Consider the following 20,290-nt stretch of genomic DNA (forward strand, 5'->3'; position numbering starts at 1 on the left):
AGATATATCACACGCTGAAACACGATTATGGCAAAGTTTAGGACGCGCGAGGATGAACAGAAATATCCAGTTCGCGGATTTTTTTCCGCAAGGTATTGCGGTTCAAGCCAAGCAGTTCAGCCGCTTTAACCTGATTTCCACTCGTGACCTGCAACACCTTCTGAATCAATGGCCGTTCAACTTCCCGCAATATCCTCTGGTATAAACCCGCAGGCGGCAAACCATCTTCGTGATAGTTAAAATATTGGTCCAGATGCAGCCGGAGGGTCTGGGCAAGATTCCCCCCGCTAACGTCGGCCATTATACTGACGGGACCACCCGCCATTTCCGATGTTGACCGATCAAACTCCGCCCTAATTACCGAGCCGCTAATCTCCTTTCCGGGATAAAGCGCACATATCCGCTGCAAAAGGTTCTCAAGTTCGCGCACATTACCCGGCCAATCGAAAGACTGAAGTGCTTTTTTGGCACCATCCGTCATCTTTTTCCGCGGCAACCCTTTATCTTGCGCTTTCTGTAGGAAATGTTCTGCCAAATCCGGGACGTCCTCGGGCCGCTCCCGCAGTGGGGGCAGTGATATAGGCACGACATTCAGACGAAAAAACAGATCCTCCCTAAAGTCACCTGCTCTGACCATGGATTGCAGACCTCGGTGGGTCGCGGCGATGATACGTACATCGGACTTGATGCTCTTCTGGCCGCCCACAGTACGATATTCACCTTCCTGAAGCACCCGCAACAGCCGGGTTTGTGCTTCGAGCGGCATGTCTCCAATCTCATCCAGAAACAAGGTCCCGCCCTTGGCTTCGCCAAATCGGCCAAGTGTCCGGGTTTCTGCACCGGTGAACGCACCTCGCTCGTGGCCGAATAATTCGCTTTCGATCAACTCCCGAGGAATTGCGGCCATATTAACGGGAACAAAAGGATTGCTGGCTCGTGGCCCGTGGGCATGCAACGCTCTCGCGACAAGTTCCTTACCCGTCCCACTTTCGCCGGTTACCATCACGGTCAGATCAGTTTTAACCACACGCGCCATTGTACGATATATCTCCTGCATTGCCGTTGATCGACCGATCAGCAGGTTTTCATCGCGCTCAAGGTCCGTCGAAACCAACGCGACTTTTTCTTGAAGTGCTTTTTTAACTATTGATATTAACTCATCAATATCAAAGGGCTTTGGTAGATAATCAAATGCGCCGTTATTGGTGGCTGTCATTGCGGTTGACAGCGTGTTCTGTGCGCTCATGATAACGAACGGTAGGTCTGGTCGTCGCTCTAGCAGACCCGGTAAAGCATCCAGACCATTGCCCGACGGCATCATGACATCCGAGAGCACAACATCGCCCTGCCCCCGCTCCACAAGGCGCTGCAATTCCGGCAGGTCCTCCGCCTCGATAACCATCCACCCTTCTTGTCGCAAAGCTTCGCCAACGACCACACGAATTGCGAGGTCATCATCCGCTACAATAATAATGGGTTTAGTCCGTGCCACTTCTCATATCCTCTTCGAGCGCAAGCTGTACTTTAAACTGCGCCCCCCCTTTGGGATGGTTATCGCAGGTTACCGTGCCTTCCATGTCGCTGACATAACGCGCCACCAGGGCTAAGCCAAGGCCAGTGCCCCCCTCTTTGCCGCTAACAAAAGGATCAAAAAGATGCCCGCGCAAATGGCCTGGGATGCCTGGTCCGTCATCTAACACACTAACCTCGACCGGCAGACGTATACGCTCGCCCAGTCGATTGCTGAGCCATATGCCGTGCCGATAGGATGTTGTGATAGTTATGTCGGCCTCAGGTCCAGCCGCCTCAACCGCATTTTTGATCAGGTTCAGAAAAACCTGAATCAACCTGTCGTAGTTACCAAACACCGGCGGAAGGGATGGATCAAAACGTGGTCTAAAACTACACTTGGCGCCGAAACCTGCAATCGCCAGATTTAACACATGGTCCAGAACTTCATGAATATTCACAGCTTCATTAGTGTGAGCTTGTGGAGAACTGAAGGTCTCCAACTCGTCAACCAGCCCTTTTATCCTGTCTACTTCCTTAACGATGAGATCGGTCAAACGAAGATTCTTGCTGTCTTTTGCGCGGGCCATCAACTGGGCAGCGCCGCGAATTCCTGACAGGGGGTTTTTGATTTCATGGGCCAACATAGAAGCCAAACCACTGACGGAACGCGCTGCGGCTTCCATTTCTGCTCTTTTTTCCAGAAAGGCTGTTATCCGCCGCGGCTGAACTGACAAAATGATATAGCCCTCCTCACCGTAGGGATGAGCATGCATATCCATAAGTTCGATGTCACCGATGGGCGGCATCAGTGCAACATCATAACTGTTTAACGGTGATTGTTCTTTACGCGCCCGCGTTACCAAACCGTCCGCAGCGTCACCAACACCTCGAAGGTGCGCAATGCTGCTGCCACAAAGTGCTTCCCTGCTTCTCTCGAAAATGGTTTCGGCCTGCGCAAACACATTTGTAATCTGATTATCCCCATCAATCAGAAAAATTGCCTGACTAAGGCTGTGCAGAATATCATGCGTACCTACCAATTCTCCCGCTAAGTCCCCCGTGTCTTGCATTAAGCGGCCATTTGTTCACAAAGTGGGAGGTAAAAATCTCTCAGCGCCCGTTTTACCTGCTCGGGGTCTTCCATGCGATTAATTTCGTTGCGAAAATCTGCGGAGCTATGGAGGCCTTTTGTATACCAACCCAGATGTTTGCGTGCGATACGAATACCGCCTTCGCTGCCATAATGGATAAGCATCTCTTCATAGTGCTCAAGCACAGTGTTCATCTGTTCTTCCAGATCAGGCTCAGCCAATTTTTCACCTGTACGCAGGTAGTGCATCACCTGCCCGACCAACCAAGGCTTACCATAGCAGCCACGTCCAATCATGACGCCATCAGCACCAGAATCTGCAAGTGCCTGATCAACATCGGCGAATGTATTGATGTCGCCGTTAACGACCACAGGCAGGTCTACTGCGCTTTTCACCACGCCAACCTTCCTCCAGTTAGCATGCCCGCGATACATCTGGCACCGGGTCCGGCCATGCACAGCAATGAGCTTAACGCCAGCCTGTTCAGCAATTTTAGCGAGTTCCGGCGCATTGAAGCTATTATCATCCCATCCCAGACGCATTTTGAGCGTAACCGGCAGAGAAACAGCGTTCACTGTCGCGTGGATCAGCTCGCCCGCATGGTCCAGATCCCGCATCAAGGCAGAACCCGCATGACCATTAACCACTTTCTTTACCGGACAGCCCATATTGATATCGATGATGGCGGCCCCACGGTCCTCATTGAGTTTCGCTGCCTCAGCCATCTTGGGGCCCTCACAGCCCGCAAGTTGAACTGACATAGGAAACTCTTCCGCACAGTTGGTCGACATCTTCAGGCTACTTTGTGTCGCCCTGATCATCGCTTCCGACGCAATCATCTCGGAAACCACTAGTCCTGCACCATAGCGTTTTACCAAACGCCTAAACGGCATGTCCGTCACGCCCGACATGGGTGCGAGAATAACTGGATCTTTGATTTCTACCGGTCCAATGTTAAGAGCCATCGATCTCTACCTAACCTAAAACGTCGCTGCCTAAATATTAGGCACCGCTTATGCCAGAAGTTATGACAAAAAGCCAGACACAGATTTCGCAACCGAGACCACCCAAAATTGCAGTGCTGATCGTGGCTGCTGGCAGTGGCAGTCGTGCGGGCGGAAGCCTACCCAAACAGTATCGCTCACTATGTGGTGAAATGCTTTTAACTCATACACTTAGAGCCATGATTGACGCCTGTCCCGACGCTTTGATACAGGTCGTCATCAACCCAGACAACGCAGATCTCTACGCGCGCGCTTCAGATTGCTATTCAGTTCTACCTGCTATTTCAGGAGGGAGAACTCGTCAGGAAAGTGTGCTAAACGGCCTTCGTGCACTTGAGAGCCAACATCCAGATTATGTACTGGTACACGACGCGGCGCGCCCATTCGTAGACACAGAGCTTGTTCTACGCGTCTTAGCTGCCCTTAAGGAAGGCGACCTGGCGGTCGTGCCCGGCATGCCGGTAGTTGATACTTTGAAATACGTAGAAAATGATCTTATTCAACACACCGTCGATCGCAGCAAACTTTTCGCAGTGCAAACGCCGCAGGGTTTCCGCTTTAAAGCCCTGCTCAACGCCCACGAGCGAACCCGAGGGCAAGAGCTGACGGATGATGCTGCGGTTATCGAATCTGATGGCGTCACGGTGCGACTCTTGGAAGGTAGCGAGCGCAATTTCAAACTGACAACCGGGTCTGATTTCTCTAAGGCGGAAAATATGATGATGATGGCGCAGGGTGACATACGTACTGGCATTGGCTATGACGTGCACCGTTTTGAAGAAGGTGACGGTGTATGGCTGTGTGGTGTCAGGGTGCCATTCACCAAACGTCTAAAAGGGCATTCAGATGCAGATGTCGGGCTGCACGCCCTCACTGACGCCATTCTCGCCGCCATTGCTGATGGTGATATCGGGCAACATTTCCCGCCAAACGATAACCGATGGCGAGGTGTGTCTAGTGACGTCTTTCTCGCGTTCGCTCGCGACCGCGTGCACGCAAAACGCGGGGCTATCGGGCATGTCGCGGTCTGTCTCATTTGCGAAAAACCAAAAATAGGACCGCATCGTGATGCCATGCGAGCGCGCATTGCCGAGTTACTGGATGTTGACACAAGCCGCGTCAGCGTACAGGCAACCACCACTGAAAAGTTGGGTTTTACGGGCCGGGAGGAAGGCATCGCTGCACAAGCGACAGCCACGGTCCGCCTACCTATGGGAGACTGTTGATGGCAAAAGTTTCCCTCCGAACATGGAATGCGCGAGCGCAATCGCCCCACTTTTGGTTCGTCACTGGGTTCGGCGTGGGCATGCTCAAGCCAGCGCCTGGCACCTGGGGCTCGCTACAAGGCCTCATTCTTGGCATCAGCATGATCTCACTCGGCATTACAGAAGCAGAGCTAATCGCCGCAGTAATCGTAGTTACTGCGATCTCAAGCCTGTCGATCAATCAAATTGAAAAAGCTGCCGGCATCCACGATGCGCCGGAAATCATCATTGACGAGGTCGCGGGACAATGGCTAGCTCTTGTACCGCTCGTTGCCCTGCCTCACTCCTATTTGCTTTATACGCTCTCTTTTGTTCTGTTTCGGTTCTTTGATGTACTTAAACCATGGCCGATCAGCTGGCTGGATAAAACAGTTACTGGTGGCTTTGGTGTAATGGTTGACGATATAGCCGCTGGCATTTTGGCAGCCTTTGGTATATGCGTTCTTCTAGCAACAGGTTTGTTAGATGGTTTTATTTAATGTTTCGTTATACCAGAGAACAGATTACCACAATCCTCCCCGGATTTGTAATTTCGCTGACAGTGGGTCTTGCCGCCAGTTTTCTTGGCGAACATTATGGCGCTCCAGCAATGTTGTTTGCTCTTCTTCTAGGGATGGCGCTTCATTTCATACATGAAGACCCCAAGGCACAAGCCGGCATCGCTTTCACTAGTAGTACAGTTTTACGCATCGGGGTTGCTCTTCTCGGCTTCCGCATCGCATTTGCAGACGTCGTGACACTGGGCTGGAAAACTTTTCTGATGATGGCGGCAGGAATCATTACCACCATAATCTTTGGTCTCTTGATTGCCAGATTATTCAGCCTCAAGCGCCGGTTTGGTGCGCTGACAGGCGGGGCTGTAGCCATATGCGGGGCATCCGCCGCTTTGGCGCTTTCCGCCGTTATGCCTAAAAGTGACGAGCAGGAGCGCGACACCGTGTTTGCAGTCGTTGGTGTTACAGCGCTTTCGACCTTGGCCATGATCATATACCCCATGATTGGCGGCTTGAGTGGAATGACCGACACTGAGGCCGGCATTTTTATCGGCGCCACCATTCATGACGTCGCACAAGTCGTCGGAGCGGGCTACTCTATCTCCGTTGAAGCCGGCGACTTGGCAGCGCTTACAAAACTGATGCGCGTCGCCATGCTATTGCCTGTCGTTCTGATTTTTGTGATGGTCTTTCGGGCGCATAGAAACACAGCACCCAACGCGAAAAAGCCCACCCTCATACCGGGTTTCCTCGTCGCATTTGTTGCATTTGCCCTTCTCAACAGCGCTATTGCTATTCCTGTCGAGGCCAAGTCGGCCTTGACCACTTTCTCAAGAACGTGTCTCATAACAGCTATCGCTGCGATCGGCCTTAAAAGTAACCTCCGTAGCCTTGTAACGCTTGGCTGGAGACCGGTGATGTTGATGGTGGTGGAAACGATCTGGCTCGCGGGGCTTGTGCTGCTGTGCCTACCCATGATTGGCGCATGATGTTCAGCAAAGACATTCTTGATTTGGCAACAGCAGTCCTGACGGCCGCACGCTTGCGGGGCATGATGCTTGTCACGGCCGAAAGCTGCACCGGTGGCCTGATAGCCGGCGCCCTTACCGAAATTGCCGGGTCATCGGATGTTTTCGACCGGGGTTTTGTGACATATTCCAACGAAGCGAAAAGCCAGATGCTGGACGTAAGCGCCGAAAGTCTCACCCGTTTTGGCGCTGTCTCTGCCGCTGTGGCAAAAGAGATGGCCTATGGGGCACTGGCAAACTCGCGTGGGGATATCAGCGTTGCGGTTACTGGCGTGGCAGGCCCGGGTGGCGGCAGCGCAGAAAAGCCGGTTGGTCTTGTCTGGATTGGCGTGGCCTGTCTGGGCCAAGCGCCCGTAGCTTATGAATACCGCTTTGGTGACATTGGCCGGGATCGCGTTCGTCAGTTAACCATCACCGAAGCGTTAAAAACACTGTACTTGGTTATTTCTGATTGAAAACGCTCACGGAAGTTTCTTGGACCAAGCGTCGATTTTCACGCTGATTTTGTCATGCTCGTCATTGATCTCACGCTCATAATGTTCATCAAAGTCAGCACCTTTAGCACGCGCGGCTTCGAGTTTCTTTGAGAAGGCCTGGACTTCCTCAATCAGATTATCGTATTCCGCCTTCAACTCATCACCGCTTTCAGACTCAAAAGCTGGATGTTCGGAATGATCTTCCAAAAGCTTCTCACGGCTGCGCAACGCTTCGGCAAGTTTATGCAGATATTTTGACATGGTTAGCTCCTCTATATCGCAGGAACCTTCTTATACACTGCGTGCACATGGTTGTATTTGACCCACGTCAATGTCCCGACCGGCCGTATACCTCCTGTGCCCTATCTTCAAAAGCGTGAACCATTTTTTTACACGCCTCACCAAAAAGCCCGCCGATCAGCTGGTTCAACATTCGGCTGGAGAACTCGAATTCAACCTCAAAATCCACCATACAGGAATGCTCGCCCTCTGGCGTGAAGTGCCAGTGGTTATACAACCGTTTCATCGGGCCTTTGATATAGTCGACATCCACTCTGCTGAATTCCTGAAAGCGAACGCGCGAGGTGAACCGTTCACTGAACATTTTGAAGCCAATGATAACATCAGCATCAAACTGCCCGTCTTTGCGATTATAGACCCTGGCACCAGTACACCACGGCAAAAACTCAGGGTATCTCGCAACATCCGAAACCAGCAAAAACAGCTGCTCAGGCGTATACGGCAATAGCTTCTTTTCAGCAAAATGGGGCACAAAAAAACCTCTGTATTTTGAGGCTTTATAACGACGTCAAAGCTTGGTCACAAGGGTGAAGGTTTAAGTTGGCATCCAGAAGTCCAAGCTCGCCCATGCAACCGCAAAAACTAAAGCAAAATACAGAACAGACGCGATACTCACATAGGAAGCCGCAAGCCAAAAGCCTCGTTCATAAAAGCGCATGGCACCGTATATATAGACAAAATTGGTGATGAGGAGCGCGGGCACAATTCCGAGAAAATAAACATAACTATTAAAAAGTGTCGCCACACAACTGAGAAGTGCGGCATGGCCCACAATGAAGCAGACGAAAACAAAATTCGCGGCGTAACCATAGCCTGAGCGATGAAATAATATGCGCAATATCAGTGCATAAACCGGCACGGACAGTAACGTCATGACATTCAGATATTTTGCCATGAACGCGGTAAGTTGCGCCAACGCCGGGTCATTGGGCGCCACCATAGCGCTCCCAGGCAGTACACTGGTGCTCAAGAGGGCAAATTCGCCTGTTGAAAGTGTCAGCGCGATAGATAGCGCAATTGCAGCGAAACAATAGCGTAACGGATTAACGTAGCGGATGCGTTGTCCAGCCGCGTAATCGCGGGCGAGACGGCCCGGGTTTTTGGTCAGCTCGATAATAGTGCGCCAAAGCCTGGAATCAACCTTAACAACCGAGTCTAAAGCTTCCCCAACCAATTCACTCGCATCAAGGGTATGTCCACGGTGTTTTTGCCCGCACCGAGAACAGTATAGGCCATCCAACCCGGCTCCGCAGTTGCAGCATGTAGCAGAACTCTTGCCTTGCGCCTGCTCCACCTTATTTCCTTCGCCTACTCAGCAGCTTTGAGGTGACGCTGGCGCGCGGCGCGCAATTTGGCGAAATCATCACCAGCATGATAGCTCGAACGCGTGAGAGGTGTGCTTGAGATCAAAAGGAAGCCCTTACCCTTGCCCATCCGTTCATAGGACTTGAACTCGTCGGGCGTGACAAACCTCTCAAGCTTGGCGTGGCGTGGTGTTGGCTGCAGATATTGGCCGATGGTCATAAAGTCGATATCCGCCATGCGCATGTCGTCCATCACCTGGCTCACTTCCATGCGTTCCTCGCCAAGGCCTACCATAATGCCCGATTTGGTAAAAATCGACGGATCCACTTTTTTCACAGTCTCAAGAAGGCGTAGCGAATGGTAGTAACGCGCGCCGGGGCGAATTTTTGGGTAGTTCCGCGGTACGGTCTCAAGGTTATGGTTAAATACATCCGGCCTTGCTTCTGCGACCATTTCAATGGCGCCCGGTTTGTTGCGGAAATCCGGTGTCAGAATCTCGATCGTGGTATTGGGGCTGTGTTTGCGCAGTTCTTCAATCACACGCACAAACTGCCTTGCACCACCATCCGCCAGGTCATCTCTGTCGACAGAGGTGATGACAATGTGATTGAGGCCCATTTGCGCACAAGCAATCGCAGTATTCTCAGGCTCGAGCGGGTCAACCGCCATTGGGCGGCCAGTCTTGACATTACAAAAGGCGCAAGCGCGTGTGCAGGTATCACCCAAAATCATGATCGTGGCGTGTTTCTGTTTCCAGCATTCGCCAATGTTCGGGCACGCCGCCTCTTCGCAGACCGTATGTAGCTTCAGGTCGCGCATCATCTTGCGCGTCTCCGCATATTCCTTGCTCACGGGTGCCTTAACCCGGATCCAGCTTGGTTTGCGCTGATAGTTTTGCGGTTTGTCTTCTGTGCTCATTACTTGTCATCCAACTCATAAGCTTTGCGCAGCCAACCGATAAGCTCATCATCGATCCGCTCGTCTGCCGTTACCCCTATTACATGGGTAATACGGTCGCCTTTTGCAGCCCCGCCGGTATCTTTGACACGGCCCGGAAGTTCGCTACCATAACGCCCAAGCGCCATGCCGACATCCAGCCGTGTCTGCGTAGCAGCTTTTACCTGAGCGAATACTCGATGTCTATAGATGGGCACCATGGTCTTCGTCGGACTCACGCCCACGTCATCACCAAGGGAAAGCAAACACCCAATCACTTTTTCCGCGAGCGGCTTCAAGGTTTCTTTTTTACCTGAAAACTGAGCATCAAAGAGGTGCGGTGCGCGGGCAAGGTAGGCATCACCGTCGTAGTCCTCAGGTGTCTCACCCAGCGCATAACTCGCCAGCAGCCATGCAGTCGGCTTGCCGAGCCCATGGTCCGCCTTCAGCTTGGCACCAAGGGCACCCATATCTGCGAGGTCATAACTGCGCGCGACATCCGCCCAACCGTCAGGGCTTTTGCCCGTGCGCTCCTCCATATTAGCCAGCATCGCCTGAATGTGAGAAACGCTTGGGTGAACCCTGAATTTCATTTTTGGCTCCTAGAAATGGATCGCCTTGCCGTAGGCGTCGAGCACACTTTCGTGCATCATCTCTGACAGCGTCGGGTGCGGGAAGACGGTGTGCATCAATTCCTGCTCCGTCGTCTCGAGCGTGCGGGCAACTGCGTAACCTTGGATAAGTTCCGTTACCTCCGCGCCAACCATGTGGGCGCCCAGAAGCTCACCGGTTTTCTTGTCGAAAACGGTTTTGACCATGCCTTCAGGTTCACCAAGCGCGACGGCCTTGCCGTTACCAATAAACGGGAAGCTACCAACACGCACCTCATGGCCCTGCTCTTTCGCTTTCGCTTCCGTCAGACCAACCGATGCCACCTGCGGCCGGCAATATGTACAGCCCGGAATGTTGCCCTTATCCATCGGGTGCAGGCCCTTGACGCCATTGATTTTCTCAACAGCAATAATGCCTTCGTGCGATGCCTTGTGTGCGAGCCACGGTGCACCAGCCACGTCACCAATAGCCCAGAACCCGTCCACGCCGGTCTGGCCCCACTCGTTGGTGACAATATGGCCGCGGTCAACGTTGATGCCTGCGTCTTCAAGGCCAAGGCCTTCCACGTTGCCGGTAATGCCGATAGCGATGATCACACGGTCAACGGTAATCTCTTCTTTTTTTCCGTCGGTCTCAACCACGCAGGTCACGCTGTCCTTGCCCTTCTTGAGCTCGGTCACCGACGCTTTTGTCTTGATCGTCATGCCCTGCTTTTTGAACGACTTCTCGGCGAATTTGGAGATGTCTGCATCCTCCACAGGCAGGACGCAGTCCATCATCTCAACCACGGTAACGTCTGAACCAAGCTCATTGAAGAAACTTGCAAATTCGATACCGATCGCGCCGGAACCGATCACCAGCAACTTCTTGGGCATTGTGTTCGGTGTAAGCGCATGACGATATGTCCACACCAGTTCACCATCCGCTTTCAGGTGCTCCAGCTCCCGCGCGCGGGCACCGGTCGCGATGATCACGTCCTTGGCCGTAAGTTCGGTCGTCTTGCCATCCTTACCTTTGACAGCGACCTTGCCCTTGCCAGTAATCTTAGCTTCGCCTTCGATATGCGTCACTTTATTCTTTTTGAACAGGGACTTGATACCACCGTTCATCTGTTTCGCAACGCCGCGGCTGCGCTGCACTATGGCGTCAAGGTCGAAATCCACCTTGTCAATCTTCAGGCCATAATCCTTGGCGTTTTTGGCAAGGTGAAACACTTCGGCTGAGCGCAAGAGCGCCTTCGTTGGAATACAGCCCCAGTTGAGGCAGATGCCCCCCAGAAGCTCGCGTTCTACACAGGCGACTTTCATGCCCATCTGTGCGCCACGGATCGCCGCCACATAACCACCTGGCCCGCCACCGATTACAACAAGATCAAAACTCTCAGCCATACTCAAATCCTTTCGGGATTTTCCACGCGTCGTGGATCATCAACACCACCGGTATGATCGGTAGTAGCTTTTTCAATCAACAGAACGCTGCAAACATCTCGGGCATAGGGCTTGTGTTCAATACCCTTAGGCACAATAACCATCTCGCCTGCCTCTACCCAAACCTGCCGGTCGCGGTAGTCCATGCGGAAACGACCGTCGATCACGAGGAAAAGCTCATCCTCCCCGTCATGGGCATGCCAGACAAAATCACCTTCGATTTTCGCCAGCTTGACGTGATACCCATCAAGTTCGCCAACAAGTTTCGGTGACCAATGCTCACTGAAACCCGCCAGTTTTTTCTTGAGATTAACTACGTCCATTGCAGCAATCCTCAAACAGCAGCTTAAAGCAGCATCGTGATCGGGTCCTCAACATAGCTCTTGAAGGCCGCGAGGAATTCTGCGCCAACCGCCCCGTCAACCGCACGGTGGTCACACGACATGGTACAGCTCATCACGGTCGCAACAGCAAGCGCGCCGTCCCTCACCACCGGACGCTGTTCACCTGCGCCGACGGCCAGGATAGCCCCCTGAGGTGGGTTGATCACCGCACCAAATTCCTTAATGCCGTACATACCCAAGTTGGAGATAGAGAATGTACCGCCTGCATAATCTTCCGGAGCCAGTTTGCCGTCCCGCGCGCGAGTAGCCAGGTCCTTAACCGCCTTTGAGATATCGGAAAGCCCCATAGCGTCCGCACCGCGTACAACCGGGGTCACGAGACCACCTTCAATGGCGACCGCCACGGAAATATCCGCGCGCTCGTACCAGTACATCTTGTCACCCGCAAACTGCACATTGGCCGCAGGTACTTTCTTGAGCGCAAGAGCCGTCGCACGGATAATGAAGTCATTAACCGAAAGCTTCACACCGCTGTCAGCCAGCTTCTCATTCAGCACCTTACGCTGCGCGAGCAGGTTATCCAGCTCACACTCGATGGTCAGGTAGAAATGCGGCACATGCTGCTTCGATTCCGTCAAGCGGCGCGCAATAGTTTTGCGCATGTTCGACAGGCGTTCCTCGTGATACGGAATATCGTCATGCGGGCCATATTCAGGTGCCGATGCTGCAGCGGCTGGTGCTTTCGCGCCTTCTTTTGCCGCTGGCGTAGCCTCATCGGCTTTGCCTACACCTTTTTCAAGAGCGGCTTCAATATCGCGTTTCACGATGCGGCCATTGGGGCCAGTGCCGTCAAGCGCCTTGAGGTCAAGGCCTTCCTGGCTTGCAATACGCTTGGCCAGTGGCGATGCTTTGATGCGCTCACCCTCGGCTTTTGACGGCTTGCCTTCAGGCTTTTTCTCAGAAGAAGCACTTGAAGGTTTAACCTCTTCCTGCTTTTCTTCCTCAGCATCATCTGTTTCTTCAGCCTTCGGGGCAGCCTCGGCCTTTTTGTCGTCGGTCGGGACCTTAACGTCAGAGACATCTTCGTCCTCTTCGGCGAGCATGGCGATAATCTTGCCAACCGGCACATCGTCTGTGCCTTCATCCACAAGGATTTTGGCAACGGTGCCGTCGTCTATGCTCTCGACCTCCATCGTCGCCTTATCGGTTTCGATCTCGGCGATCACATCGCCGCTTTCGACCTTATCGCCTTCTTTCACCAACCACTTGGCAAGCGTGCCCTTTTCCATCGTGGGCGAAAGTGCAGGCATGAAAATTTCGATAGCCATGGCAGTAGCCTTATCTCTTGTGACAGGAATATGTTTCTAGCGCTGAATGAAAACAACGATGACCAAGACCATCCCGATGATAAACAGCGTCATCTTTCCTTCGCCGGTCCCGCCGCTTCTCCCACCTAGTGTTGGATCACGATAATCCAATTTAACCTTGGTGCTTCGAAAAGCGGACTTCAAGCCATAGCGATTAATAAGACGACGCCATTTTCTTCTTCTCATTCACGCTTCTCAATTAGTCCGCGTAACACACTGCTTTCGCAGCCTTTACAATATCATCGGCACCGACGACCGCAGCTTTTTCCAGGTTATTGGCATATGGCAATGGCACATCAGCGCTGTTCACCCGCGTTACCGGTGCGTCGAGCCAATCGAATGCTTTTTCCATCAGCTGTGCCGACACATCAGAAGCCACCGAACACTGAGGCCAGCCTTCTTCCGCGATTACACAGCGGTTAGTTTTTTTCACGCTTTCAATAACAGTGTCGATATCAAGCGGGCGAATCGTGCGCAGGTCAATGACTTCAGCGCTGATACCCTCATCCGCCAGCTTGTCGGCTGCCTTTAGCGCTTCACCAACCGTGATGGAATAAGATACGATTGTCACATCCGCGCCTTCCCGGAAAATACGCGCCTTGCCGATGGGCAGTACATAGTCGTCCAGCTCCGGCACTTCGAAGCTTTCGCCGTACATCAGCTCATTTTCAAGGAACACAACCGGATTCGGATCCTGAATTGCCGCCTTCAACAGGCCCTTGCAATCAGCAGCATCATAGGGCGCAATGACCTTCAGACCCGGCACGTTGGCGTACCACGATGCATAGTTCTGGCTGTGCTGCGCGCCCACACGACTTGCCGCGCCGTTCGGGCCCCGGAACACAATCGGGCATGACACCAAGCCACCAGACATGTAGCGCGTTTTGGCCGCCGAGTTGATGATATGGTCAATCGCCTGCATGGCGAAGTTGAAGGTCATGAACTCAATCACAGGCTTGAGGCCAGCAAAAGCCGCACCCGCGCCAAGGCCTGCAAAGCCGTGCTCGGTAATCGGCGTGTCGATCACACGATCGGCGCCAAATTCGTCCAGCAGGCCCTGGGTTACTTTATAAGCGCCCTGGTACTCTGCCACTTCTTCACCCATGACAAAAACATCGCCGTCCTTGCGCATTTCTTCAGCCATGGCATCCCGCAGCGCTTCGCGCACTGTAAGTTTGACCATTTTGGTGCCCTCGGGAATTTCCGGGTCCTGCAGGTTCTCGCTGGAGACTACCGCGCCAGCGAAACCAGCGTCCTGTTCGTCCGGGTCTTCCTTCGGCGATTCCGGGATATTAGCTTTTCCGTCATCTTCAGCGCCTTTGTCGTCAGCCTTTTGCGGCTCTGGTGCTGAATCGACGTCAATGTCTTTCGGGTCCTCGCCCTCTTCCGCGACGATAGCGATCAACTCCCCAACCGGTACGTCATCGGTGCCCTCGGCAACGACGATCTTGGCGATAACGCCATCGTCGACCGATTCGACTTCCATTGTCGCCTTGTCGGTTTCGATCTCTGCGATCACATCACCGGATTCGATGCTGTCGCCCTCTTTGACGAGCCATTTCGCCAGTGTACCCTTTTCCATGGTGGGAGACAGGGCCGGCATAGTGATTTTAATTGCCATGAGTGGATGCTCCCTTACGCCAGCACATCAGTATAAAGTTCAGAAAGTTCAGGCTCTGGACTATCTGTCGCGAATGTTGCCGCGTCTGCGATCTTCGCCTTGATTTCCTTATCAATATCCTTCAGCGCCGCTTCATCCATAATGTCTGCGTCCAGAATACGCTGCTTGACCTGATCAATCGCATCATGTTCGGCGCGCATCTTCTGCACTTCTTCCTTGGACCGGTATTTCGCCGGATCAGACATGGAATGACCGCGATAGCGATATGTCTTCATTTCGAGAATGAAGGGCCCCTCGCCCTTGCGGCAGTGTGCGACAGCTTCGTCCATCGCCGCCCGCACTTCCAGCACGTTCATGCCGTCTACCTGCTTGCCGGGAATCTTGAAGCTTTCACCACGTCGATGCAGCTCAATCTGCGACGACGAACGGCTGACACTCGTGCCCATGGCATACTGATTGTTCTCAATGATATAGATCACCGGCAGGTTCCAGATACGCGCCATGTTGAAGCTTTCGTATACTTGTCCCTGGTTTGCGGCACCGTCACCAAAATAAGCCACAGATACATTGTCCGATTTACGATACTTGGCTGCAAAACCAAGACCGGTGCCGAGCGAAACCTGCGCGCCCACAATGCCGTGCCCACCATAAAAACCACGCTCAGGGTCAAACATGTGCATAGAGCCGCCCTTACCACGCGAACAACCACCCGAGCGGCCTGTAAGTTCGGCCATGACACCCTTGGGGTCGGCACCGGCAGCGATCATATGCCCGTGTTCGCGGTAGCCTGTGATGACAGAGTCGCCGTCTTTAAGCGCCGTCTGGATTCCGACAACAACAGCTTCCTGTCCGATATAAAGGTGACAGAAGCCTCCGATAAGGCCCATGCCATACATCTGCCCAGCTTTTTCTTCAAAGCGCCGAATGGTCAGCATTTGAGTATAAAGTTCAACAAGTTCATCGTTCGACGCATCATATAGCGCCGGACCGGAATTGCGGCGACGGCTTGATGCCGTCGACTTCTTAGTCGTCTTTTTTGCAGTCATGTCGGCCTTCCAGAAATAGGTCCTAGATACGGGTCCAGAAATAGGTCGAGGCAGGATGCCTTACGCCGTAGCGTCTGGGAACCATGGATAGCGCCGATTTAACTAATTTGCAATAGGGTATAAGTATTTGAAATGTATAACTTTTTTATGATTAACTTGCTTTTTGTTAATCAACGACCCGAAGTAGGAAGAAAAACAACGACCTCGTCAGGGTGGGTAAAACCAAGACGCAGACGTACCTGTTCTTCCAACATATCCGGGTCAAGTGCTTGATTTGAAAGCTTACCGGTGCGTGCCTCAAGCGCCGCCCGCTCAGCGGCCACGCCCTGCGCAAGCTCAGCCAGTTCACGCCCCTGGACTTCAAGACGTTTTAGAGCAGCAAGGCTATTATCGCCTTGAAAGGCGTGAAAGGCAAAATATCCAAACAGGAACAGCCAAACCCCGGCCATCCATGCCTGCCCCAAATAGCGTGATATTTTTCCGACTCGCTTCATGATTCGAATCATCTCATAAGCGAATCGGTGGAGCAAGAAAAAAGGAACAACACCACTAATTTTTTGTAGGTTAAAAGAAGGCCCCAGCCTGATCGGCTGGAGCCTCGTGTCTTAGAGTGAAGCCCTACCCTTTCAGGATGGAACGACCCGCATAAACCGCAGCAGCGCCCAGCTGTTCCTCAATACGGATAAGCTGGTTATATTTCGCCAACCGGTCTGACCGCGCGAGCGAACCTGTTTTTATCTGGCCACAGTTCATCGCCACTGCGAGGTCCGCAATCGTCGCGTCCTCGGTTTCGCCGGAGCGATGCGACATCACAGAAGTATAGGAAGCACGGTGAGCCATCTCGACCGCCTTCATCGTTTCGCTGAGCGTGCCAATCTGGTTGACCTTCACAAGGATGGAATTGGCAACGCCTTTTTCGATGCCGTCGGCAAGGCGTGCCGGGTTGGTCACGAACAGATCATCGCCCACAAGCTGTACCTTGCTGCCAATGCGGTCAGTCAGCATTTTCCAGCCGTCCCAGTCATCTTCGGCCATGCCATCTTCAATCGAAATAATCGGATATTTGGCTACCAGATCGGCGTAATAATCTACCAGCCCGGCGCTATCGAGCGTCTTGCCTTCACCCTTGAGTTCATATTTACCGTCTTTGAAAAATTCGGTCGATGCGGAATCGAGCGCAAGGTAAACGTCTTCGCCCGGCGCGTAGCCGGCACTTTTGATTGCTTCGACGATAAAATCGAGCGCATCAACCGTACCGTTCAGGTTCGGGGCAAAACCACCTTCGTCACCAACGTTGGTGTTGTGGCCTGCGGCCGTCAGCTTTGATTTGAGTTCATGGAAAATCTCGGCTCCAATACGGATAGCATCGCGGATGCTGTCAGCATTGACAGGCATGATCATGAATTCCTGAACATCAATCGGGTTATCTGCATGTTCGCCGCCATTGATGATATTCATCATCGGCACCGGCAATACATGGGCGTTTGGTCCGCCAAGATAGCGATAAAGCGGCAAGCCGCAGCTGTCCGCGCTGGCTTTGGCAATAGCAAGCGATACGCCCAGAATTGCGTTGGCCCCAAGACGGCCTTTGTTTTCCGTGCCGTCAAGGTCACGCATGGCTTGGTCAATACCAAGCTGGTCTTCACTATCGAGCCCCACAAGCGCATCAAACAGTTCGCCGTTAACGGCTTCAACGGCGTTGAGTACACCCTTGCCGCGGTAGCGCCCCCCACCATCACGAAGTTCAACGGCTTCATGGGCACCTGTCGATGCGCCAGACGGCACCGCCGCGCGGCCAAAAGCGCCGTCTTCAAGAATGACGTCTACTTCAACTGTAGGGTTGCCGCGGCTGTCGAGAATTTCACGGCCGATGATATCAATGATGGCACTCATGGGCGTATTCCTTAAATGCTCTGAAGGGGAAAAGAGAAATTACCGGCGGATTGTTACCCTTTCAATGGCGGGTCTGCAAGGTCTGAGGTTTTTCAAGCTGGAAAAACACCCCCTCTGCGGTACAGTCTAATCAAAAGGGAGGTTACGACCATGAAGTATCTTTCACGCACCATAGCCGCTATTTTTACAGCAGGGTTGATGCTGAATTCACCAGCCACCCTCGCAGACGAAGCTGTGAAGGTTTATGCGCAAAAGAATGCTCACCGTATCATGGAGGACTTCCGAACCTTCCTGTCCATGCCAAATGTCGCGTCAGACAGCGACGATATGATGAAAAATGCCAATTGGATCACGGATTATATCGGCAAACGTGGTTTCACAGGTGAAATTGTGACTGCTGGTGGCGCGCCCTACGTCATCGCAGAAAAGAAGGTGTCGGGCGCCCAAAAAACTATACTGATATATGCACATTTTGACGGCCAGCCGGTTGCGCCGGAAAACTGGACCACGCCGCCCTATGAACCCACGCTGCGCGACGGCACGGTGGAGTCTGGTGCCAAGCTGATCAACTGGCCCAAGAGGGGAGAGAGTTTTGACCCGGAATGGCGGCTGTTCGCGCGATCAGCCGGCGACGACAAAGCTCCGGTTATCGCGTTGATGGCGGCCCTGGACGGCCTTGAAGCCTCAGGCCAGACGCCCAGCGTAAACATCAAACTGATTCTTGATGGTGAAGAAGAGGCAGGTTCACCGACGCTTGGGGGCATTCTTGAGAAATACCGCGACAGGCTAACGTCCGACCTTCTGTTGTTCTGCGACGGCCCCATGCACCAAAGCCGTCAACGCCAATTGGTGTTTGGCGTGCGCGGTGCCATGACGGTACACCTCACAGCATATGGCCCCAAACGGCCGCTTCATAGCGGACATTACGGCAACTGGGCCCCCAACCCCAATGACAGGCTTGTGCAGTTACTGGCTAAAATGAAGGACGAAGAGGCGCGTATACTTGTACCAGGATACCTTGATGACGTTCGCCCGATGTCTGAGGCCGAAGCGCAAGCTATCGCCGCCCTGCCCCACATGGACGAGGCCCTTAAAGCGGATCTCGCGCTTGGCGATACCGACGGGGGTGGCAAGCGACTTGAGGAACTGATCATGTCACCGGCGATCGTGATCAAGGGCTTTGAAGGCGGGGGTACGGGATCAAAGTCTCGCAATATCATAATGCCCAGTGCGACCGCTTCGCTCAATCTGCGTCTGGTACCGGACCAGACCCCCGACAATCTAAAAGCTTCGCTGACAGCATTTTTTGATTCAGAAGGTTTTTGGCAAACCGATGATGAGCCTACAGATAAAGAACTGATGGCACATGAAAAAGTACTGAAAGTTGAATGGGTGGCCGGCGGTTACGGCGCTTTTCGTAGCGACCTAGACAGCCCTGTTGCCCGGAAACTGATTAGTATCCTCAACGATATTGACGGTGAAGCAACTCTTCTAACCCCAACAATGGGGGGCAGCTTACCGATATACTTGTTTGAAAAAGAATTGGAGGCCCCAATCATTCTGTTGCCGGTCGCGAATCATGACAACAACCAACACGGACGGGATGAAAACATTCGCCTCCAAAACCTGTGGGACGCGATTGACGTATATGCCGCCATTTTAAAAAAATTCGGCAGCTAGCACTATAGCGCGTAGCGATCTTCAAGCGCGTAATAGAGTGTGCGGATACGCATAATCAAACTTGCCGGCAAGTTACGGCTCATGCCCTTTTGCATGAGTATAATCTGTGCTTTGAGGCGAGATAGATCTTCCCGCTTTTCTCGTCCTTCGGGTGCAACGTCCAGCCGAATTTCTGCTTCGCTGAGTAACGATTCGAGGCGGGGCAAGGTCCACATAGGAAACCTTTGCGAACCTTCTCTCAGGTCCAATAGTGCATCATTCAGGTCCCTCCATGCCATGCGTGCCCCCAGAATCTGTAACTCCATCACCCTTAATTGAAGCCTGGCTTCGTCGGCTAACTCCCCTCGCACATACGCATAGGCTCGCGCTGAGGCGAAAAATTGTTTTGCCTGCTCTATATCACCGACTTTGGCGGCGGCTTGCGCGGCCTCAATATCCAGTCCCATGATAAACGCAGGAGACGATCCAGCATTCGCTTTGATAGCTTCGAGCCACAGAGGTACTGCCCTGTCTTCATCTCTGGCAGCTGTCGCGCTACGAGCACGGATGAGTGCAAACTTCGGCACTAGAGGGCTCGAGGTTCCGTGATAGCGTGTAAAATCTTGCCAAATACGCTCAACTTTCCTGTCAATACTTCTGAGTTGGTCTTCGTCGCGCACGTCGGCGTACTGAATCACAAAAGCCCCGAAGGTCTCGAACGCCAACGCCGCCCGCTCTTCCTCGTCAGCTGCAACAGCGGTGAAACTGATCGGTGTACACAACAGCATTAAGATAATGAAACGAAGCATAACAAGCTCTCTCTCATAGCCCTCCGAATAGGCATATTTTACCCTCTGACATCAACCAATGCAAAAAGGGGGCCGTTTCGCCCCCTTGCACGTTCCGATGG

21 protein-coding genes are annotated in these 20,290 nt (G+C 52.9%); 5 read left to right on the forward strand and 16 right to left on the reverse strand.

Annotation, left to right across the window (positions count from 1 at the left end; all coding sequences use genetic code 11):
* Positions 1-37: 37 nt before the first annotated feature.
* Genes ntrC through dusB form a run of 3 tightly spaced genes read right to left on the reverse strand, consistent with a single transcriptional unit; the run spans position 38 to position 3,568 of the window.
* Complete coding sequence (ntrC, locus tag ACN0VM_RS00805) at positions 38-1,492, reverse strand: nitrogen regulation protein NR(I) (protein WP_417448926.1); 1,455 nt, start codon at positions 1,490-1,492, stop codon at positions 38-40.
* Positions 1,479-2,582 (reverse strand): two-component system sensor histidine kinase NtrB, encoded by a 1,104-nt coding sequence (locus tag ACN0VM_RS00810; protein WP_417448927.1) that lies wholly within the window; start codon positions 2,580-2,582, stop codon positions 1,479-1,481. Before ACN0VM_RS00810 ends, ntrC begins: the two co-directional genes overlap by 14 nt.
* Positions 2,582-3,568, reverse strand: a complete 987-nt coding sequence (gene dusB / locus ACN0VM_RS00815; RefSeq protein ID WP_417448928.1) for a tRNA dihydrouridine synthase DusB — start codon at positions 3,566-3,568, stop codon at positions 2,582-2,584. The genes ACN0VM_RS00810 and dusB overlap by 1 nt, the downstream gene beginning before the upstream one ends.
* A gap of 50 nt (positions 3,569-3,618) precedes the next feature.
* Here dusB and ACN0VM_RS00820 point away from each other — a divergent pair, with 50 nt between their 5' ends.
* Genes ACN0VM_RS00820 through ACN0VM_RS00835 form a run of 4 tightly spaced genes read left to right on the forward strand, consistent with a single transcriptional unit; the run spans position 3,619 to position 6,849 of the window.
* Positions 3,619-4,833, forward strand: a complete 1,215-nt coding sequence (locus ACN0VM_RS00820) for a bifunctional 2-C-methyl-D-erythritol 4-phosphate cytidylyltransferase/2-C-methyl-D-erythritol 2,4-cyclodiphosphate synthase (RefSeq protein WP_417448929.1) — start codon at positions 3,619-3,621, stop codon at positions 4,831-4,833.
* Complete coding sequence (locus tag ACN0VM_RS00825) at positions 4,833-5,351, forward strand: phosphatidylglycerophosphatase A (protein ID WP_417448930.1); 519 nt, start codon at positions 4,833-4,835, stop codon at positions 5,349-5,351. The genes ACN0VM_RS00820 and ACN0VM_RS00825 overlap by 1 nt, the downstream gene beginning before the upstream one ends.
* The gene (locus tag ACN0VM_RS00830) at positions 5,351-6,355 is read left to right on the forward strand and encodes a YeiH family protein (RefSeq protein WP_417448931.1); all 1,005 of its coding nucleotides are present in this window, start codon (positions 5,351-5,353) and stop codon (positions 6,353-6,355) included. Before ACN0VM_RS00825 ends, ACN0VM_RS00830 begins: the two co-directional genes overlap by 1 nt.
* Entirely contained in the window at positions 6,355-6,849 is a 495-nt protein-coding gene (locus ACN0VM_RS00835; protein ID WP_417449030.1) for a CinA family protein, read from the forward strand. The genes ACN0VM_RS00830 and ACN0VM_RS00835 overlap by 1 nt, the downstream gene beginning before the upstream one ends.
* Positions 6,850-6,855: 6 nt before the next feature.
* On the opposite strand, the gene ACN0VM_RS00840 is transcribed toward ACN0VM_RS00835, so the two are convergent.
* From ACN0VM_RS00840 to eno, 12 genes are all read right to left on the reverse strand, one after another.
* Entirely contained in the window at positions 6,856-7,131 is a 276-nt protein-coding gene (locus tag ACN0VM_RS00840) for a hypothetical protein (RefSeq protein ID WP_417448932.1), read from the reverse strand.
* Between the two features lie 67 nt (positions 7,132-7,198).
* Positions 7,199-7,642, reverse strand: a complete 444-nt coding sequence (locus tag ACN0VM_RS00845; RefSeq protein ID WP_417448933.1) for a type II toxin-antitoxin system RatA family toxin — start codon at positions 7,640-7,642, stop codon at positions 7,199-7,201.
* Between the two features lie 63 nt (positions 7,643-7,705).
* On the reverse strand, positions 7,706-8,464 hold the full coding sequence (locus ACN0VM_RS00850) for a DUF3667 domain-containing protein (protein WP_417448934.1): 759 nt from the start codon (positions 8,462-8,464) through the stop codon (positions 7,706-7,708).
* Positions 8,465-8,478: 14 nt separating this feature from the next.
* Complete coding sequence (gene lipA / locus ACN0VM_RS00855; protein WP_417448935.1) at positions 8,479-9,393, reverse strand: lipoyl synthase; 915 nt, start codon at positions 9,391-9,393, stop codon at positions 8,479-8,481.
* Positions 9,393-10,004, reverse strand: coding sequence for a DUF5655 domain-containing protein (locus ACN0VM_RS00860; RefSeq protein WP_417448936.1), 612 nt, complete (start codon positions 10,002-10,004; stop codon positions 9,393-9,395). Before ACN0VM_RS00860 ends, lipA begins: the two co-directional genes overlap by 1 nt.
* A gap of 9 nt (positions 10,005-10,013) precedes the next feature.
* Positions 10,014-11,411: a dihydrolipoyl dehydrogenase gene (gene lpdA / locus ACN0VM_RS00865; protein ID WP_417448937.1), complete on the reverse strand. Its 1,398-nt coding sequence runs from the start codon at positions 11,409-11,411 to the stop codon at positions 10,014-10,016.
* Between the two features lie 2 nt (positions 11,412-11,413).
* Complete coding sequence (locus ACN0VM_RS00870) at positions 11,414-11,773, reverse strand: cupin domain-containing protein (protein WP_417448938.1); 360 nt, start codon at positions 11,771-11,773, stop codon at positions 11,414-11,416.
* 23 nt (positions 11,774-11,796) lie between these two features.
* The gene (locus ACN0VM_RS00875) at positions 11,797-13,122 is read right to left on the reverse strand and encodes a pyruvate dehydrogenase complex dihydrolipoamide acetyltransferase (RefSeq protein ID WP_417448939.1); all 1,326 of its coding nucleotides are present in this window, start codon (positions 13,120-13,122) and stop codon (positions 11,797-11,799) included.
* A 238-nt stretch (positions 13,123-13,360) separates the two neighbouring features.
* Positions 13,361-14,782, reverse strand: coding sequence for a pyruvate dehydrogenase complex E1 component subunit beta (locus tag ACN0VM_RS00880; protein ID WP_417448940.1), 1,422 nt, complete (start codon positions 14,780-14,782; stop codon positions 13,361-13,363).
* Positions 14,783-14,796: 14 nt separating this feature from the next.
* On the reverse strand, positions 14,797-15,828 hold the full coding sequence (pdhA, locus tag ACN0VM_RS00885; protein ID WP_417448941.1) for a pyruvate dehydrogenase (acetyl-transferring) E1 component subunit alpha: 1,032 nt from the start codon (positions 15,826-15,828) through the stop codon (positions 14,797-14,799).
* A 170-nt stretch (positions 15,829-15,998) separates the two neighbouring features.
* Positions 15,999-16,322: an FtsB family cell division protein gene (locus tag ACN0VM_RS00890; RefSeq protein WP_417448942.1), complete on the reverse strand. Its 324-nt coding sequence runs from the start codon at positions 16,320-16,322 to the stop codon at positions 15,999-16,001.
* Between the two features lie 124 nt (positions 16,323-16,446).
* The gene (eno, locus tag ACN0VM_RS00895; protein WP_417448943.1) at positions 16,447-17,721 is read right to left on the reverse strand and encodes a phosphopyruvate hydratase; all 1,275 of its coding nucleotides are present in this window, start codon (positions 17,719-17,721) and stop codon (positions 16,447-16,449) included.
* A gap of 150 nt (positions 17,722-17,871) precedes the next feature.
* On the opposite strand from eno, the gene ACN0VM_RS00900 reads away from it, so the two are divergent.
* Complete coding sequence (locus ACN0VM_RS00900; protein WP_417448944.1) at positions 17,872-19,401, forward strand: M20/M25/M40 family metallo-hydrolase; 1,530 nt, start codon at positions 17,872-17,874, stop codon at positions 19,399-19,401.
* Between the two features lie 2 nt (positions 19,402-19,403).
* On the opposite strand, the gene ACN0VM_RS00905 is transcribed toward ACN0VM_RS00900, so the two are convergent.
* The gene (locus ACN0VM_RS00905; RefSeq protein WP_417448945.1) at positions 19,404-20,189 is read right to left on the reverse strand and encodes a hypothetical protein; all 786 of its coding nucleotides are present in this window, start codon (positions 20,187-20,189) and stop codon (positions 19,404-19,406) included.
* Between the last annotated feature and the right edge of the window lie 101 nt (positions 20,190-20,290).

The sequence above is a fragment of the Kordiimonas sp. genome (assembly GCF_048260245.1).
Taxonomy (GTDB): domain Bacteria; phylum Pseudomonadota; class Alphaproteobacteria; order Sphingomonadales; family Kordiimonadaceae; genus Kordiimonas.

What these genes read in the sequence shown, in the direction of transcription:
- ACN0VM_RS00810 (WP_417448927.1), bottom strand. Translation starts at nt 2,582, where the DNA reads ATGCAAGACACGGGGGACTTAGCGGGAGAATTGGTAGGTACGCATGAT.
- dusB (WP_417448928.1), bottom strand. Translation starts at nt 3,568, where the DNA reads ATGGCTCTTAACATTGGACCGGTAGAAATCAAAGATCCAGTTATTCTC.
- ACN0VM_RS00820 (WP_417448929.1), top strand. Translation starts at nt 3,619, where the DNA reads ATGCCAGAAGTTATGACAAAAAGCCAGACACAGATTTCGCAACCGAGA.
- ACN0VM_RS00825 (WP_417448930.1), top strand. Translation starts at nt 4,833, where the DNA reads ATGGCAAAAGTTTCCCTCCGAACATGGAATGCGCGAGCGCAATCGCCC.
- ACN0VM_RS00830 (WP_417448931.1), top strand. Translation starts at nt 5,351, where the DNA reads ATGTTTCGTTATACCAGAGAACAGATTACCACAATCCTCCCCGGATTT.
- ACN0VM_RS00835 (WP_417449030.1), top strand. Translation starts at nt 6,355, where the DNA reads ATGTTCAGCAAAGACATTCTTGATTTGGCAACAGCAGTCCTGACGGCC.
- ACN0VM_RS00840 (WP_417448932.1), bottom strand. Translation starts at nt 7,131, where the DNA reads ATGTCAAAATATCTGCATAAACTTGCCGAAGCGTTGCGCAGCCGTGAG.
- lipA (WP_417448935.1), bottom strand. Translation starts at nt 9,393, where the DNA reads ATGAGCACAGAAGACAAACCGCAAAACTATCAGCGCAAACCAAGCTGG.
- ACN0VM_RS00860 (WP_417448936.1), bottom strand. Translation starts at nt 10,004, where the DNA reads ATGAAATTCAGGGTTCACCCAAGCGTTTCTCACATTCAGGCGATGCTG.
- lpdA (WP_417448937.1), bottom strand. Translation starts at nt 11,411, where the DNA reads ATGGCTGAGAGTTTTGATCTTGTTGTAATCGGTGGCGGGCCAGGTGGT.
- ACN0VM_RS00870 (WP_417448938.1), bottom strand. Translation starts at nt 11,773, where the DNA reads ATGGACGTAGTTAATCTCAAGAAAAAACTGGCGGGTTTCAGTGAGCAT.
- ACN0VM_RS00875 (WP_417448939.1), bottom strand. Translation starts at nt 13,122, where the DNA reads ATGGCTATCGAAATTTTCATGCCTGCACTTTCGCCCACGATGGAAAAG.
- ACN0VM_RS00880 (WP_417448940.1), bottom strand. Translation starts at nt 14,782, where the DNA reads ATGGCAATTAAAATCACTATGCCGGCCCTGTCTCCCACCATGGAAAAG.
- pdhA (WP_417448941.1), bottom strand. Translation starts at nt 15,828, where the DNA reads ATGACTGCAAAAAAGACGACTAAGAAGTCGACGGCATCAAGCCGTCGC.
- ACN0VM_RS00890 (WP_417448942.1), bottom strand. Translation starts at nt 16,322, where the DNA reads ATGAAGCGAGTCGGAAAAATATCACGCTATTTGGGGCAGGCATGGATG.
- eno (WP_417448943.1), bottom strand. Translation starts at nt 17,721, where the DNA reads ATGAGTGCCATCATTGATATCATCGGCCGTGAAATTCTCGACAGCCGC.
- ACN0VM_RS00900 (WP_417448944.1), top strand. Translation starts at nt 17,872, where the DNA reads ATGAAGTATCTTTCACGCACCATAGCCGCTATTTTTACAGCAGGGTTG.
- ACN0VM_RS00905 (WP_417448945.1), bottom strand. Translation starts at nt 20,189, where the DNA reads ATGCTTCGTTTCATTATCTTAATGCTGTTGTGTACACCGATCAGTTTC.